Origin of the sequence: Phenylobacterium sp., from assembly GCF_013822795.1 — a bacterium.
In the GTDB taxonomy this organism is placed as follows: domain Bacteria; phylum Pseudomonadota; class Alphaproteobacteria; order Caulobacterales; family Caulobacteraceae; genus Phenylobacterium.
In genome coordinates, this window is sequence record NZ_PNLB01000036.1 from 1 (window position 1) to 15,807 (window position 15,807).

At 67.8% G+C, this 15,807-nt stretch carries 14 protein-coding genes and 1 tRNA gene; 7 read left to right on the top strand and 8 right to left on the bottom strand.

Features of this window, described 5'->3' with window-relative positions; all coding sequences use genetic code 11:
- From tig to C0481_RS21555, 4 genes are all read right to left on the bottom strand, one after another.
- A partial coding sequence (gene tig, locus C0481_RS21540; RefSeq protein WP_293407791.1) for a trigger factor occupies positions 1-1,127 on the bottom strand: 1,127 nt, incomplete at its 3' end.
- A gap of 164 nt (positions 1,128-1,291) precedes the next feature.
- Positions 1,292-2,299 (bottom strand): AraC family transcriptional regulator, encoded by a 1,008-nt coding sequence (locus C0481_RS21545; protein WP_293407792.1) that lies wholly within the window; start codon positions 2,297-2,299, stop codon positions 1,292-1,294.
- A 104-nt stretch (positions 2,300-2,403) separates the two neighbouring features.
- Positions 2,404-3,624, bottom strand: a complete 1,221-nt coding sequence (locus C0481_RS21550; protein ID WP_293407793.1) for an MFS transporter — start codon at positions 3,622-3,624, stop codon at positions 2,404-2,406.
- Between the two features lie 122 nt (positions 3,625-3,746).
- A tRNA-Leu gene (locus tag C0481_RS21555) sits at positions 3,747-3,831 on the bottom strand.
- A gap of 207 nt (positions 3,832-4,038) precedes the next feature.
- Here C0481_RS21555 and C0481_RS21560 point away from each other — a divergent pair.
- Both C0481_RS21560 and C0481_RS21565 read left to right on the top strand, forming a co-directional pair.
- Positions 4,039-4,218 carry a hypothetical protein gene (locus tag C0481_RS21560; protein WP_293407794.1) on the top strand — a complete coding sequence of 60 codons (180 nt, stop codon included), beginning with the start codon at positions 4,039-4,041 and terminating at the stop codon, positions 4,216-4,218.
- A 53-nt stretch (positions 4,219-4,271) separates the two neighbouring features.
- Entirely contained in the window at positions 4,272-4,424 is a 153-nt protein-coding gene (locus C0481_RS21565) for a hypothetical protein (RefSeq protein ID WP_293407795.1), read from the top strand.
- Positions 4,425-4,469: 45 nt separating this feature from the next.
- On the opposite strand, the gene C0481_RS21570 is transcribed toward C0481_RS21565, so the two are convergent.
- The 4 genes from C0481_RS21570 to C0481_RS21585 form a co-directional block, all read right to left on the bottom strand.
- Positions 4,470-5,090 (bottom strand): LysE family translocator, encoded by a 621-nt coding sequence (locus C0481_RS21570; protein ID WP_293407796.1) that lies wholly within the window; start codon positions 5,088-5,090, stop codon positions 4,470-4,472.
- Between the two features lie 252 nt (positions 5,091-5,342).
- On the bottom strand, positions 5,343-6,794 hold the full coding sequence (locus C0481_RS21575) for an NAD(P)H-hydrate dehydratase (protein WP_293407797.1): 1,452 nt from the start codon (positions 6,792-6,794) through the stop codon (positions 5,343-5,345).
- A gap of 19 nt (positions 6,795-6,813) precedes the next feature.
- A complete protein-coding gene (locus C0481_RS21580) occupies positions 6,814-7,383 on the bottom strand; it encodes a histidine phosphatase family protein (protein WP_293407798.1) in 570 nt (189 codons plus the stop codon).
- A gap of 4 nt (positions 7,384-7,387) precedes the next feature.
- The gene (locus C0481_RS21585) at positions 7,388-8,923 is read right to left on the bottom strand and encodes an acetyl-CoA acetyltransferase (protein ID WP_293407799.1); all 1,536 of its coding nucleotides are present in this window, start codon (positions 8,921-8,923) and stop codon (positions 7,388-7,390) included.
- A gap of 241 nt (positions 8,924-9,164) precedes the next feature.
- On the opposite strand from C0481_RS21585, the gene C0481_RS21590 reads away from it, so the two are divergent.
- The 5 genes from C0481_RS21590 to C0481_RS21610 form a co-directional block, all read left to right on the top strand.
- Positions 9,165-9,503: a P-II family nitrogen regulator gene (locus C0481_RS21590; protein ID WP_293407800.1), complete on the top strand. Its 339-nt coding sequence runs from the start codon at positions 9,165-9,167 to the stop codon at positions 9,501-9,503.
- 40 nt (positions 9,504-9,543) lie between these two features.
- Positions 9,544-10,956 (top strand): type I glutamate--ammonia ligase, encoded by a 1,413-nt coding sequence (glnA, locus tag C0481_RS21595; RefSeq protein ID WP_056018519.1) that lies wholly within the window; start codon positions 9,544-9,546, stop codon positions 10,954-10,956.
- Positions 10,957-11,111: 155 nt separating this feature from the next.
- Positions 11,112-13,421 carry an acylase gene (locus tag C0481_RS21600; protein WP_293407801.1) on the top strand — a complete coding sequence of 770 codons (2,310 nt, stop codon included), beginning with the start codon at positions 11,112-11,114 and terminating at the stop codon, positions 13,419-13,421.
- Between the two features lie 209 nt (positions 13,422-13,630).
- A complete protein-coding gene (locus C0481_RS21605; protein ID WP_293407803.1) occupies positions 13,631-14,164 on the top strand; it encodes a PEPxxWA-CTERM sorting domain-containing protein in 534 nt (177 codons plus the stop codon).
- A 53-nt stretch (positions 14,165-14,217) separates the two neighbouring features.
- Positions 14,218-15,807, top strand: a 1,590-nt coding sequence (locus C0481_RS21610; protein ID WP_293407804.1) for a DNA topoisomerase IV subunit B, incomplete at its 3' end; no start/stop codon positions are given.

Genomic DNA, 15,807 nt, shown 5'->3' on the forward strand with positions numbered 1-15,807 from the left:
TCGGTGACCTGGACGTTGTTGATGCGGCCGATCTCGGCCAGCACCAGACCCAGGCGCACGCGGCGCTCGGCGATCTTGCGATACTCGGTCTGCAGCTGGTCGTCCGACTTCTCGGCGTCTTCCGGGGGCAGGCCGCCGCGTTCCTTGTCGGCCTGGACTTGCTGCCAGATCGCATTGAACTCGGCTTCCACCATCTTCGGCGGCAGCGGGAAGTCGTGCTTTTCGTCCAGCACGTCCAGCAGGGCGCGCTTCAGCTTGAAGCGGGAGGCGCCGGCGTACTGCGACTCCAGGTTCTGCTTCAGCAGCTCCTTGAGCTTCTCCAGGCTCTCGACGCCCAGACGCTCGGCCAGAGCGTCGTCGGCCTTGCCGTCCACCGGGGCGCGGACTTCCTTCACCGTGGTGGTGAACTCAGCGTCCTTGCCGGCCAGGTTGGCGGCTTGATAGTCGGCCGGGAACGCCACCTTGACGATCACTTCGTCGCCCGGCTTGGCGCCGACCAGCTGCTCTTCGAAGCCCGGGATGAATTGGCCCGAACCCAGCACCAGTTCCGAATCCTCGGCAGTGCCGCCTTGGAAAGCTTCACCGTCAATGCGGCCGACGAAATCGATCAGCAGCTGGTCGCCGTCCTTGGCCTTCAGCGACTTGCCGGTGCGCGGCTCGTAGGTGCGGCTCTGCTTGGCCAGTTCGTCCAGCGCCTCGTCGACTTCAGTCTCGGTGGGCTCGTAGACCGGACGGGTCAGGGCGATCTTGGTCAGGTCGGTCGGCTCAAAGTCCGGCATGATCTCGACAGCGATCTCGTATGAGAGGTCGGCCTTGCCGTCGATCACCTGGGCGATGTCGCCTTCCGGCTTCAGGTCGGGCTCGCTGGCCGGACGCAGCTTGTTGTCTTCCAGCACCTTTTGGGTGGTTTCCGAGATGGTCTGTTCGACGACTTCAGCCATCAGAGCCTTGCCGTGCACGCGACGCACGTGGGCGGCAGGCACCTTGCCGGGACGGAAGCCCTTGATGTTGAGCTGGGGCGTGATCTCGACGATCCGCGCCTCGAGCCGCTCGTTCAGGTCCGCGACCGGGATGGTCACGCCATAGACGCGGCTCAGGCCTTCGCCCGACTTTTCAACGATCTGCATCGACATTCTCGAATTCCGGAGTGCGGCGCGGGCTCGCGCCGGCAGTTCCGCCCTAGGGTGAAAAGGTGGTCGCCGCCGAACAAGCGGCGGCGAGCGGGCGCTCTTATGTCATTTCGCAGCCCCTAGTCCAAGCCCAAAGACGGCGGCGCCTGCCGCGTCAAGGGCTAGCCGGCCTGGGCGATCTGCGCGGCGCCCTCGCCGCCGCGCAGCCGCAACACCCCCGGGGACACGCCCAGGTGTCGTTTGAACGCCCGGCTGAACGCTGGTCCCGACTCATAGCCCAGCCGCCCGCCGACCTCTGCGATGCTCAGCCCCTGCTCGGTCAGCAGTCCGCTCGCCAGGTACATGCGCCAGCGGGCGACGTAGCGCGCCGGCGAGACGCCGAGCACACGGGTGAACCGTTCGGCGAAGATCGAGCGCGACAAGCCGGCCGTCCGCGCCAAGGTTTCGATCGACCAGTTGTGCGAGGGGTCCTGATGAATGGCCGCCAGCGCCCTGCCGATCTTTGGATCACGGATCGCCGCCATCCAGCCCTCGGCCTCTCGTCCGCCGTCGCGCACCCAGGCCCGGATCAGACGGGTGATCACCACGTCGGCCAGCCGCGACAGCACCGTCGCCGCGCCGATGTTCTGGTCGAGCACCTCGTCGGCCATCGCTCCCAACAGCGCCCCCAGGGTCGGATCGCTCCTGGCCCCAGCTACTGAGACCACCACCGGCATCAGATCCAGGAGGGGATTGAGGCACGGCTCGCGGAATCGGACGCTGCAGCACGCCAGAACGACATCGCCCTCCCCGGGTCCATCGAGCTGATAGACCCGGTCGCCGATGGCGCGGACCGGCATCTGCGAGATGCAGGTCGCTCGCCCTTCCTCGGTGTCGCTCAGGCAATGCGTCGTGCCCTTGGGCAGCAGCACCGCGTCGCCCGCTGACAACTGCATCGGCTCCTGCCCCTCGACCCGCAGCCAGCAGCTGCCCTCCACCACGAAGTGCAGCCGCGCGGCGCCGTCCTTCGGGAAGTTGACTCCCCAGGGCGCGGCCAGGCGGCAGCAGCCGTAGGAAACCCCGACGATCCTCAGATCACGCAGGATGCGGCTGAGGGGATCTTCGTCCATCGCCCGATGCAGGTCAGAGACCGGCGGGCTGAGCTGAGCCTGCAAACTGGCGGCGCGCACGCGTCCTACTCCCGTGGTTCAGGCGACCACAGATGTGATCGCCTGGCCGGAAGAACCATGCCCAGTCTTCCAGATTTCTGTGCCGTTCGTCCGGGATCGCCGAACTAGGCGGCGCAGGCGGCTGCTTGCGCGACCCGCCGCCGGCGCAGCGCCAGCACCAGGCACATCCCGGCCGCCGCCGCCGCTCCGCAGTAGGTCGAGGCGCTGAGCACCCCGAACCGATCGACCAGCAAGCCGCCAGCCACCGCTCCCGTGGCGATCGCCACCTGAAAGGCCGCGGTCAGCAGCCCCCCGGCCAGTTCCGGCCGGTCCGGCACGTCCGTCACCATCCAGGCCTGGAACCCGACCGGCAGCATGGCGAACGCCATGCCCCACAAAGTCAGCGCCATGGCGGCCAGCCACGGGGCGGCGCCCAGCAGCACCAGCCCGGCCATCGCCACGGTCATCAGCCCCGATCCGGTGATGATCGCGAGCTTCGGATCCCGCTCGGCCAGGAAGGCGCCGACGAAATTGCCGATGAAGCCGGCGCACCCGAAGGCCAGCAGCACCAGCGAGATCGCCGCGACGTCCAGGCGCACCACCTGCTCCAGCACCGGGCGGATGTACGTGAACCCGGCGAAGTGGCCTGAGATCACCACCAGTACCGAGGCCAGCACCACCATTGCACGCGGGCGGATCGCGACTTCCAGCAGGTCTTTGAGCCCCGCGGCGGCCGTCGGCTTCAACTTCGGCAGCGTGGCCCAGAGCCCCGCCAGCGCCAGGACGCCGACCAATCCGGCGATCAGGAAAGCCGTACGCCACCCCCAGAGGTCGCCGACATAGGCGCCGAGCGGCGCGGCCGAGACGGTGGCGACCGTCACGCCGGTGAAGACGATCGACATGGCGCGCGGCATCACCGGCATCGGGACCAGTCGCATGGTCGTGGCCGCCGCCATCGACCAGAAGCCGCCGAGGCTGACGCCCAGCACGACGCGAGCGGCCAGCAGCATCGGCAAATTCACCGCCGCCGCCGTCATCAGGTTGGACACGCTGAGCAACATCAAAAGGCCGAGCATCACCAGCCGCCGGTCCCATCGGCTGGTCACCACCGGGACCAGCAACGCGGCGAACGCTCCGACCACGGCGGTTGCGGTGACCGCCTGCCCAGCCGCGCCCAGACTGACGTCCAGGCCGCTTGCCAGCGGAGTGAGCACGCTGGGGGGCAGAAACTCGGCGGTGACGAGCCCGAAGACGCTCAGCGACAAGGCTGCGACGCCGCTCCAGGCCGGCCGCGCCGGTTCGGCGACATCTTCGGCGGAACGGTCGGCGGATGTGACTTCAAGCATGTACGACTCCGGGTTGGCGCACCGAGGTAGGCGGCGGCGGCCGGCGTCTCAATGTCAGGATATCCGGAAGAACTGGCCGTTCGTCCGGCACGCTCAACGGCCGCCCCCGGAACAGGAGCGAATGGTGCGGGCGAGAGGACTCGAACCTCCACGCCTTGCGGCGCTGGAACCTAAATCCAGTGCGTCTACCAGTTCCGCCACACCCGCAACGCCCGCTGCATAGGGCGTAGCGCCATGAGAAGGCAAGCCCTGCTCGCAACGCCGCCGCTGAAGCAGCGACCCGCGCGCATTGGGCGCAGGGGCAGCGGGTGGCGAGGCCGCCGCGATCGGGCTATCGACGTTCTGGGGGCTCGTTGCGCGCGGGCCAGTCAGGCCTGCCGGTGAATGTCGGCGCGCTTTCTGACGGAGTTTTCCATGTCCGGGATCGAGCGTCTTCAGGCGCGCGCCAAGGCGCGTCCGGTCCGAACTGCGTCCAGCGCGCTGGTGATCCTGGCGCTGGTCGCCTTCCTCGCACTGAGCGCGGCCCTTGAGCTGACCGGTGACGGCCAACACCCCGCGATCGACGGCCAGCCCCAGCCCAGCGCCGCGCGATAGGCCGGAACACCGGCCCTGGCGATCGCGTTCACACCGTGAACCGGAGCCGGGCCATGGAAACAGTCAAAGAGCACCGCAGAGCTTACGAGACGACCGGCCGCAGCATCGAGCACGCTGTGCTCCTGGTGCTGCTCCTGGCCGTCTCTGGCCTGTTCACAGGTTTTTCCGTCGCCATGTTCATCGACGTGTTGTCGGGCGCGGGCTGAGGGCGCTCATCGAGCCGCAAGGCCCTCCCCGCCACCGGGCGGCCTCTAGCGCGCAGCCAACAGCTCCAACGCCACCGGCACGAGCGACAGCACCAGCAGCACGGCCATGCCGAGATTGAAGGCGCGCAGCACCGCCGGACGATCCAGGAAGCGCCGCAGGCCGACCCCGAACCCGGTCCAGCTCGCGACGCACGGCAGGTTGATCGCCGTGAAGATGACCGACACCACCAGGATGTTCGTCACGTAGCCGTCGCGCGGCGCATAGGCGGTCACCGCGCCGAGCGCCATCGCCCAGGCCTTGGGGTTCACCCACTGGAAGGCGGCCGCCTGCAGGAAGGTCTGCGGCCGGGCGCCGGCCTCTCCCATCCCCAGGCCTGACGAGGTCGCGATCTTCCAGGCGAGCCAGAGCAGATAGAGGCCGCCGGCGACGGCCAGCACGTCGTGCAGCTCCGGATAGGCCGCGAACAGCCCGCCCAATCCCAGACCGACAGCCACCACGAGCAGCAGGAAGCCTCCCGACACCCCGATCATGTGCGGAATCGAAGCGCGGAAACCGAAGTTGGCGCCCGACGCCATCAGCATCGTGTTGTTCGGTCCCGGCGTGATCGACGAGACGAAGGCGAACAGCGCCAGCGCCGCCAGCAGTTCGGGGGTAAGCGAGGACATGGAAGGCTCCATCGGATGGCGATCCGGCGGCGGACATGGGCCCCAAAAGCAAAACCCCTCCCGTCGCCGGGAGGGGTTTTCTGCTGTGCGTCAGGTCCGGTTTCGAACCCTAGACGCCCCTGCCCTCCCAAACGCGCATGATCACCCGCCCGGCGATTACCGGACGGCCGATAGCCACGATGGCGGCTGCGTGTTGGAAGTTCGAGGTCATCACGATGGGCGTTAGCATGGCGAACGTGGCCTGACCACCGCCTAGCCGAGGCGCCCTTCGTAAAGCCGGCGCAGGACGGTCGGCGCCAAGCCCGGCAGGTCTTCAGCGATCAACCCCGGTCCATGCAGCTCGGCGGCCTCGGCGTGGATCCAAGCCGCCGCGCAGGCCGCCTCGAAGCTCTCCATGCCCTGGGCGATGAGCGAACCGATGAAGCCCGCAAGCACGTCGCCGGACCCAGCGGTCGCCAGCCAGGGCGAGCCGTTGGCGTTGACGCAGGCCCGACCATCGGGAGCGGCGATGACGGTGTCGGCGCCCTTCAGCAGCACGATCGCGTCAGCCTGCTGGGCCGCGCGCCTCGCCGCGGCGATGCGGTCCGGCGCCTCCTTCAGCAGCCCCGGGAACAACCGTTCGAACTCGCCTGGATGCGGGGTGAGCACGTCGTCGACGTCGAGCACCGAGAACAACTCCTCGGGATCGTCGCGGAAAACGGTGATGGCGTCGGCGTCGATCACCAGGGCCGCGCCGGTCCGCGCCAGGGCCAGAACGTTGACCAGAGTGTTTTCGGTCACGCCCGCCGCCGGGCCGATGATCGCGGCGTCGACGTCGGCGGCGGCTTGCTCGAGCTCGGCCTCAGTGTCGAAGCCCTTGAGCATGACCGCCTCCAGATGGGCGGCGTTCACCGACAGCGCCTCGCTGGGCGACAGCAAGGTGACGAGCCCCGCCCCCATCCGCAGGCCCGCCCGCGCCGACAGCCGCGCGGCGCCGGTGCTCCAGGCCTCACCGGACACCACCACCAGCCGGCCGCGCGCGTGCTTGTGAGAATTGGCCTTGGGCCAGGGGAAATGGGCCAGCCACGCCTCCGGCCCGTTCTCGGTCAAGTCACTGTCGGATTCGGCCAGGCCGATGTCGGCCACCACGACCTCGCCGCAGAGCTCGTGCCCCGGCTGCAGCACATGAGCGGGCTTCTTAGCGTGGAACGTCACGGTCAGGCCGGCGACCACCACCGGGCCGCGGGGATGGCCTGTGTCGCCCGGCAGACCGGACGGCACGTCCACCGCCACGACGCTTTCGGGATGCGCCGCCAGGCGCGCGACCATTGTCGCCGCTTCGCCGTTGAGAGGTCGCGCCAAGCCGGCCCCGAACATGGCGTCGACATAGAGGCGGGCCTCCAGCGGTGCGTCCCAGGCGTTCAGACCGCCGTCCCACAAGGCCGCCGCGGCCTTGGCGTCGGCGCTCTGCGGTTCGGCCAGCGCCCTCACCTCGACCGGCCAGCCGCGAGCCTTGAGCAGCCTGGCCACGACATAGCCGTCGCCGCCATTGTTGCCGGGCCCGCACAGGACGCAGACGGCCCGCGGTGAGAAGCGCTCGGCAATGGCGTCCGCGACGGCGGCTCCGGCCCGCTCCATCAGCTCGACGCCGGGCGTGCCCGCCGCGATGGCCGACCGATCGGCCGCGGCGATTTCCGCGACCGTGAGAATTTTGCGCGCAGCCACGGCCGCTCCTCGTCTGCCCCTACAGGACCTGCGTAGAGGCTTCGCGCCCCCGCTCCACCAAGGTCAAGCGCTCGCCATCGGTTTCGAGGGTCGAGATCGAGGCGTGATCCGGGCGGAAGACGAGAACGCGCTCGTCGCCATCGAGATGCGAGATCACCGCGTTGATCGCCACATAGTGCGAGAACACCGCCGCCCCGCCCTTAGCTTGCAGCGCCTTCACGACGTCGCCGCGCCAGGCGTCGTAGTCGAGGTCGCCCTCGACGTCCTTCCAGCGGCCCTGAAATACGCCGCGCAGCCAGGCCGGCCGCTCCTCGGCGCTCAGCGCCTTTGGGGTCGGAATCTCGCCGACGAACGGATCAATCTCGACCTCCACGCCCAGCGCCGCCGCGGTCGGCGCCGCCGTCTCGCGGCAGCGCCGCAGCGGCGAGCTGAACACTCGCCGGGGACGATCAGCCTCTGGCAAGCTCATCAGATAGTCACGCGCCGCCTCCGCCTGCGCCTGACCCGCCGCATCCAGACCGGGATCCTCGTCGGCCTCGCCCCAGACGGCGGCCGGCTTGCCGTGGCGGATCAGGTACAGTCGGGACATCAGATCAATCCGGTACGAAGATGTTGCGGCTTCCGTCCTCGGAACGGCTCACGGTTCCGGTACGGCCCACCGCTTCCTTAGCCTCAAGTCCGGCCAACGTCGCCTCGTCCGTGGGGGTGTTGGCGACAAACCGGCGCCCTTCGCTGTCGCGTCCGACGACGATGCCCATCATGTAGCCCTCACGCCCGTGCACCACCGTATAGGTCTCGATAGTGGCCGCGCCCTTTGGCTGTTCGATGACAGAGGGGTGCGGCAGGGCGTCGATCTGCGCCTGGATGATCTTCGGATCCTGCCGATCGAACGGCTGCTTGGGCGGCGTGGTCGAATAGACGCCCGTCGACTGCTTGGTCAGGAACCAGCCGTTGGCCGTGACCAGGCCATAGGAGCCGGGGTCGTCGCGCAGCCGCTGCATCATCACGGCGATGGAGTGCATGGCGTAGTTGTTGCCCGGCCCGCCCATGTAGGGCAGCCCGCCGGTGACCGTCAGGCCGCGAGGATCGTCCAGCGCTAGGCCGAGTTCCTCTGCGCCCACCTCCACCGCCACCGGGAAGCAGGAATAGAGGTCGATGTGGCCGATGTCGTCCAGGCCCACGCCCGCCATCTCCAGCGCTCGCTTGCCGGTCAGGCGCATGGCCGGGCTCGAATGGAAGTTCTGGCGGTCGAGCGGATACCAGAGGTCCGAGGCGTCGGCGCAGCCGTGCAGGTAGACGAGCTTGTCCTCCGGCACGCCCAGCTCGCGCGCGGTCTTCAAGCTGGCGACCAGCACCCCGGCGGACTGGTCCACGTCCATGATGGCGTTCAGGTACTTGGGATAGGGAAAGCCCACCATCCGGTTGCGGTCGGTGACCTCGACCAGCTCCTGCGCCGAGCGCTCGATCGGGAACCAGGCCTCCGGATTGTTGGCGGCGACCTTGGTGAAGGGGGCGAACAACTCGCCAAGCCGCGCCTGGTGATCAGGGATCGAGCGGCCGTCCCGCGCCCGCAGGGCGTTCTCGAACAGCGGGTAGCAATTGATGGGCCGGCCCAGGCCGTGCTTGGCCTCGTACGGCGTCACACCGGGCCGCGGATCGCCGATCCGATCGGGCTCCGGCAGTTCCTCGGCGTCGTCCCAGTCAGCAAAGCCCAGGCCCTTGGTGAGCCGCTTGGTGGCCGAGCCAAGGAACTCGCAACCGACCACCAGAGCCAGGTCAGTCTCGCCCTTGGCGATACGCTCGCTGACGATGTTGATCAGCTGCTGGGGGCTGTTGCCGCCCATGTGGGAGTAGACCGCGTGGCGCGGCTGGGCGCCGAGGCGCTTGGCCAAGGTCGCCGGCGGATTGGTCGAGTGCGGCACCAGCCGACCGCCCCCGGGGGCGTCGATCGTGAAGCCGACGACGGCCAAGGTATCGATCTTCGCCAGCGTTTCCGGTGCGATGCCGGCGTCCTGCGCGGCGCGTTCCGCCGCAATCTTCAGCAATGCCGTCGGGGAAGGCGATGACGCCGGATCGCCCCGATAGGTGAATTGGCCCGCTCCGATGAGCACTGGGGTGCGCTCGTCCATCATTTCCCTCCCCTCGGCGATCGATCGGCCGCCGAGGGGCGGCCGAACAGACGCGAACAGTATGTTTCCGGCAATGATCGTGATTTGGGCGCCGGGCGCCTAAAAAGGCATCATTCACATCATCGCACGCTCCCGCGACGGAACCGCAAGCCCATCCCTCTTGTGACTCCGCCACGGAGCGTGCTCGTAGCCGCCAACCGCTTCGGCGGCGCCGCGCATCAGTGAGGCCAGTGAGCTTGGAATGAAAAAGATCGAAGCCATCATCAAACCGTTCAAGCTGGACGAGGTGAAGGAGGCCCTGCAGGAGCTGGGCGTCCAGGGCATGACCGTGATCGAAGCCAAAGGCTACGGTCGCCAGAAGGGTCACACCGAGCTCTACCGCGGCGCCGAGTACGTCGTGGACTTCCTGCCGAAGATCAAAATCGAAGTCGTCGTCGCCGACGACCAGCTCGAAGCCGCGCTCGAAGCCATCGTGAGCGCCGCCCGCACCGGCCGCATCGGTGACGGCAAGATCTTCGTCTCGGAAATCACCGACGTGCTGCGCATCCGCACCGGCGAGACCGGCGCCGCAGCCGTCTAACGACTTTACAGCTATCGGACTTCTTCAAGGGGATTAGACCATGGCCACGACCGCCAAGGATATTCTGGATCAGATCAAGGAAAAGGACGTCAAATACGTCGACGTCCGCTTCACCGACATTCGCGGCAAGATGCAGCATGTCACCTTCGACATCGACCTCGTCGACGATGAGTTCCTGACCGACGGCACCATGTTCGACGGTTCGTCGATCGCCGGTTGGAAGGCCATCAACGAGTCGGACATGAAGCTGCGTCCGGATCTGGAAACCGCCTATATCGACCCCTTCTACCAGCAGACGACGCTGTGCCTGTTCTGCGACATCGTGAACCCGGACACCGGCACCCCGTACAACCGTGACCCGCGTTCGATCGCCAAGGCCGCCCTCAACTACGTGAAGGCCTCGGGCATCGGCGACACCGTGTTCTTCGGTCCGGAAGCCGAGTTCTTCATCTTCGACGACGTGCGCTGGTCCACCGCCCCGCACAACACCGGCTACTCGTACGACTCGAGCGAGCTGCCGTCGAACACCGGCAAGGAATATCCGGAAGGCAACATGGGCCACCGGCCCGGCCCGAAGGGCGGCTACTTCCCGGTGAACCCGGTCGACAGCTGCCAGGACCTGCGCGGCGAAATGCTGGCCGTCATGGGCGAGCTGGGCATGAAGCCGGAAAAGCACCACCACGAAGTGGCGCCCGCCCAGCACGAGCTCGGCCTGAAGTTCGACACCATGATCACCATGGCCGACCGGATGCAGCTCTATAAGTACGTCATCCACAACGTGGCCGCGGCCTACGGCAAGTCGGCCACCTTCATGGCCAAGCCGATGTTCGCCGACAACGGCTCGGGCATGCACGTCCACCAGTCGATCTGGGCCGACGGCAAGCCGCTGTTCGCGGGCGACAAGTACGCCGGCCTGTCGCAGATGTGCCTGTGGTACATCGGTGGCATCATCAAGCACGCCAAGGCGATCAACGCCTTCTCGAACTCGACCACCAACTCCTACAAGCGTCTGGTGCCTGGCTACGAAGCCCCGGTGAAGCTGGCCTACTCGGCTCGCAACCGCTCGGCCTCGATCCGCATCCCGCACGTCGACTCGCCGAAGGCCAAGCGCATCGAAGCCCGCTTCCCGGACCCGATGGGCAACCCGTACCTGACCTTCGTCGCCCTGCTGATGGCCGGCCTGGACGGCATCATCAACCAGATCGACCCGGGCGCGGCCCAAGACAAGAACCTCTACGACCTGCCGCCGCGCGAGCAGAAGAAGGTTCCGGAAGTCTGCGGCTCGCTGCGTGAAGCCCTGGAAAACCTCGACAAGGACCGCGCCTTCCTGAAGGCCGGCGGCGTCATGGACGACGACTTCATCGACTCCTACATCGAACTGAAGATGCAGGAAGTGATGCGTCTCCAGTTGCACCCGCACCCTGTCGAATTCGACATGTACTACTCCTGCTAGTCGAAGCCGCCTGAAGCGAACTTCGGAAGGGCCGCGGAGAGATCCGCGGCCCTTTTCGCATCCCCGGCAAGCTTGACGTTGACGAAAGCGGTTCAGTCAGCGCGTCATCCCGCCCACAACCTTGCGTTCAGCAGGGGACCAGTCGGGGAAACGCCATGAAAAAGCTGCTTCTGAGCACGGCCGCCTGCGCGCTGGCCGCGGGAATCGCCTCGAGCGCCGCCGCCTACGAGGCGCAGATCGTTCGCACCAAGTACGGCATCCCCCACGTGACCGCGAAGGACTTCGGCGGGCTCGGCTATGGCCAGGCCTACGCCTTCGCCCAGGACAATCTCTGCCTGCTGGCCGACAAGATCGTCACGGTGAACGGCGAGCGGACGAAGCACTTCGGCGCCGACGCGACGAACGTCGTCGCCTTCAGCGACATCAAGAATCTCGAGAGCGACTTCTTCTTCCGCTCCAACATCGATGTCCCGGCTCTGCGCGCCAAGCTCGACAAGGGCCCGGCCGACTATCGCGCCCTGGTCCAGGGCTACGTCGCCGGCTTCAACCGCTACCTGGCCGACACCCCGAAGGACAAACGCCCCGCTGACTGCCGGGACGGCGCCTGGGTGCGGCCGATCACGGTCGACGATATCGTGCGCCTGAACGAGGAGCGCATGATCCAGGCCAGCGGCGGGGCGTGGCTGCGCCAGACCAACGCCGCTGCCCCGCCCGTCGCTTCGGCCCCCGCCAAGGCCGCCGCCAATATCGGCCTGCCGAACATGGCCGAGCAGATCGGCCTCGGCTCCAACGGCTGGGCCTTCGGCCGCGACGCGACCTCCAACAAGTCCGGCCTGCTGCTCGGCAACCCGCACTTCCCGTGGGAGACGACCAACCGGTTCTACGAAGCGCACCTGACGATCCCCGGCAAGTTCGACGCCATGGGCGTGACCATCGCCGGCGCGCCGGGCCTGTCGATCGGCTTCAACAAGGACGTCGCCTGGACGCACACGGTCTCCACCGACCGCCACTTCACCCTGTTCGAACTGGCGCTCGATCCGGCCGATCCGACGGCCTATCTCGTCGATGGCAAGCGCCACGTCATGGAGCGCAAGTCGGTCAGCGTCGACACGGCCGCCGGGCCGCAGACACGCACCTACTACACCACGCTCTACGGGCCGGTGGTGGTCATGCCGCAGGCGGGCCTGGCCTGGACCGACAAGACCGCCTACGCCCTGCGCGACGCCAACAAGGGCAATAGCGCCGCGGCGGGCGCCTGGCTCGACATCGCCCGCGCCAAGTCGGTGGGCGAGATCCGTGACACCATCACCAAGTCGCTGGGCATTCCCTGGGTCAACACCATCGCCGCCGACCGCAACGGCGATGCGCTCTACGCCGACATCACCGCCACGCCCGACGTCTCGGCCGACAAAGTGAAGACCTGCGCCCCCAGCCCCGCCGCCGCCAAGCTGGCCGCCGCCTCGCGGGTCTACGTGCTCGACGGCTCGCGGGCCGCCTGCGACTGGGGCGTCCCCGGGCTGATGGCCGGCGCGACCATGCCCTCGATGATCCGCCAGGACTATGTCGCCAACAGCAACGACAGCTACTGGCTGACCAACGCCAAGGCCCCGATGCCGGCGGTCTCCCCGATCGTCGGCCTTACCGACATTCCGCAGAACCTGCGCACTCGCTCAGGCATCGTCGAGATCGATGCTCGCCTGGCCGGAACCGACGGACTGCCCGGTAAGACCTTCGACCAGGCGGCGGTGAAGACCATGCTGTTCTGGAACAAGAACCACGCCGCCGAGCTCTTCCTCGACGACACGCTCAAGGCCTGCGGGACCGGCGGCGCGGTCGCCCTGGCCGACGGCAAGAGCATCGACCTGACCCAAGCCTGCGCGATCCTCGCCAAGTGGGACCGCCGGATGGACAACGACAGCGTCGGAGCCTTGCTGTGGATGGAATACTGGCGCCAGGCCCAGAAGATCGCCGACCTCTACGTCACGCCCTTCGATGCGGCCGATCCGGTGCACACGCCGCGCGGCCTGAAGACCGATGCGGACACCGTCGGCAAGCTGCGCCAGGCGCTGGCCGGCGCGGTGCAACTGATGGCCAAGCAGAACATCGCGCTCGACGCCCCCTACGGCGCCCATCACTTCGCGATCCGCGGTGAGCACAAGATCCCGGTCCACGGCGGCGAAGGCAGCGACGGCGTGCTCAACGCCCAGCAGGCCCACTTCAACGCCAAGGCCGGCGGCTACGTGCCCTATCACGGTTCCAGCTACATCCAGGTCGTGACCTTCGACGACAAGGGCCCCGTGGCCGACGCGGTGCTCTCCTACTCGCAATCGACCGACCCGGCCTCGCCGCATTTCGCCGACCAGACCTGGCTCTATTCGAAAAAGGGCTGGCACCGTCTGCCCTTCCACCCGGCCGACATCGCCGCCGACGAGCCCAGTGCGCCGCTGGTGCTGAAGGGGAACTGATCTGCGCCACGGGCCAGGCCGCTGCGCCTGGCCCGTTTCGGCACATCCGCGCCGTCAGGGGGCAAGCGCCCCGGCCCTGACATCGCGCCGAGCCCACCGAAAACCCAAAAAATCTAGGCGCTTATCAACCAACTGAACTGGCCCGCGCTTTGCTGCCTTCGCCCCAGGAGACAGCTGCGCCATGCGACGGCGCATTGGGACGGGGCCGTATGCGCAAATCGTCGAGAGCTACCAAGAGAGCGCTGTTCGCGCTGCTGGTCGCAACGATCGCCGTGCCGCTGCCGGCGATGACCCCGGCGCTGCTGTCGAGTGCGATCGGAGCCATGGCGCTGGTCGCCGCTCCCTCGGCTGCGCCGGAGCTGACGCCGATGGTTCCGGTCTACTTCAAGCCCGCCCGCCACCGTCCAGCCAAGCACCTGACGCCCGAGAGCGAGTTGGCGCGGCTGGCCGAACCGCGCCAGGCGCTGTTCGAGAACATCGGCGAGCCGCCTTCGCCGCCGGAAGACCTCAAGCTGACGGCGCTCTACGACATCCAGCCACGACTGCCGACGCCGTGGGACTGGCTGATCGCACCCGATGGTCCGGTCACCACAGGAATTCCGCGGCTGCCACGCGTCACAACGGCGGTGCCTGAACCTTCGACCTGGGCGATGCTGATCACCGGTTTCGGCCTCGCGGGGGCGTATGTTCGCCGTCGTCGCCGGGCCGCGGGAACGGCCGGCTTCGGGGTCGCATTGATTTAGCGGCCTGCGCGATTCATATGGGGCGGTCTCGAATCGTTCCATTTTCAGGTCGCATGTCCCAGGCCGCTCCCCCCCAAGCTTCCCTCTTCGACGACGCCCTCAACCCCGCGCCGGCTGCGCCGCTGGCCGAGAGCCATGAGCCGCGTCCCGATCCGGCGGTGCTGACCGACAAGCCCGCCAGCGGCTACTCCGCCAAGGATATCGAGGTCCTCGAAGGCCTGGAGCCGGTGCGCAAGCGGCCCGGCATGTACATCGGCGGCACCGACGAACGCGCGCTGCACCACCTGTTCGCCGAAGTGCTCGACAACGCCATGGACGAGGCCGTCGCCGGCCACGCCAAGGTCATCGAAGTCAAGCTCGACGCCGACGGCGTGCTCAGCGTCAAGGACGACGGCCGCGGCATCCCTGTCGATCCGCACCCAAAACACCCGGGCAAGTCGGCCCTGGAAGTCATCATGACGGTGCTGCACTCGGGCGGTAAATTCTCCGGCAAGGCCTACGAGACCTCCGGCGGTCTGCACGGCGTCGGTGTCTCGGTCGTCAACGCTCTGTCCGAGCGCGTCGACGTCACCGCCTGGAAAGACGGCTTCGAGTGGCGCCAGTCCTTCAGCCGCGGCAAGCCGCTAGGCTCGATCGAAAAGCTCGGCGCGACCCGCAAGAAGGGCACCGCGATCGCCTTCCTGCCGGACGAGCAGATTTTCGGCGAGGGCTGCGCCTTCAAGCCCGCGCGCCTCTACCGCATGGCCCGCTCCAAGGCCTACCTGTTCGGCGGCGTTGAGATCCGTTGGAGCTGCGATCCCTCGCGCATCCACGACCAGACCCCGGCCGAGGCGGTTTTCCGCTTCCCCAACGGCCTGGCCGACTTCCTGGCCGAGCGGGTCAAGGACATCGAGACCGTCACCCCCGAGCCCTTCGCCGGCCGCTACGCGCGTCCCGGCGAGACCGGCAAGGTCGAATGGGCGGTCACCTGGACCCCCGCCGGCTTCGGCGAGGCCGACAGCTTCATGCAGTCCTACTGCAACACCGTGCCGACCCCTGAAGGCGGCACGCACGAGGCGGGTTTCCGCGCCGCCCTGACCCGCGGCCTCAAGCAGTACGCCGAACTGACCGGCGAAAAGCGCGGCGGCCTGATCACCGCCGAGGACGTCGTGGCCCAGGCCGGCGCCCTGGTCAGCGTGTTCATCTCCAATCCGGAGTTCCAGGGTCAGACCAAGGAAAAGCTCTCCTCGTCCGACGCCCAGCGCCTGGTCGAGAACGCCCTGCGCGACCCGTTTGACCACTGGCTGACCGCCCAGCCGAAGTCCGCCAGCCTGCTGCTGCAGTTTGTCATCGACCGGGCCGAGGAGCGGCTGAAGCGCCGCCGCGACCGCGACGTCCAGCGCGCTTCGGCGACCCGCAAGCTGCGTCTGCCAGGCAAGCTGGCCGACTGCTCGGGCCAAGCCACGGACGGCACCGAAATCTTCCTGGTCGAAGGCGACTCCGCCGGCGGCTCGGCCAAGCAGGCGCGCAACCGCAAGACCCAGGCGATCCTGCCGCTACGCGGCAAGATCCTCAACGTCGCCTCGGCCTCGGTCGACAAGCTCGTGGCTAACAAGGAACTGTCCGACCTGCTGCTGGCGCTCGGCGTCCAGCCCGGCAAGAAG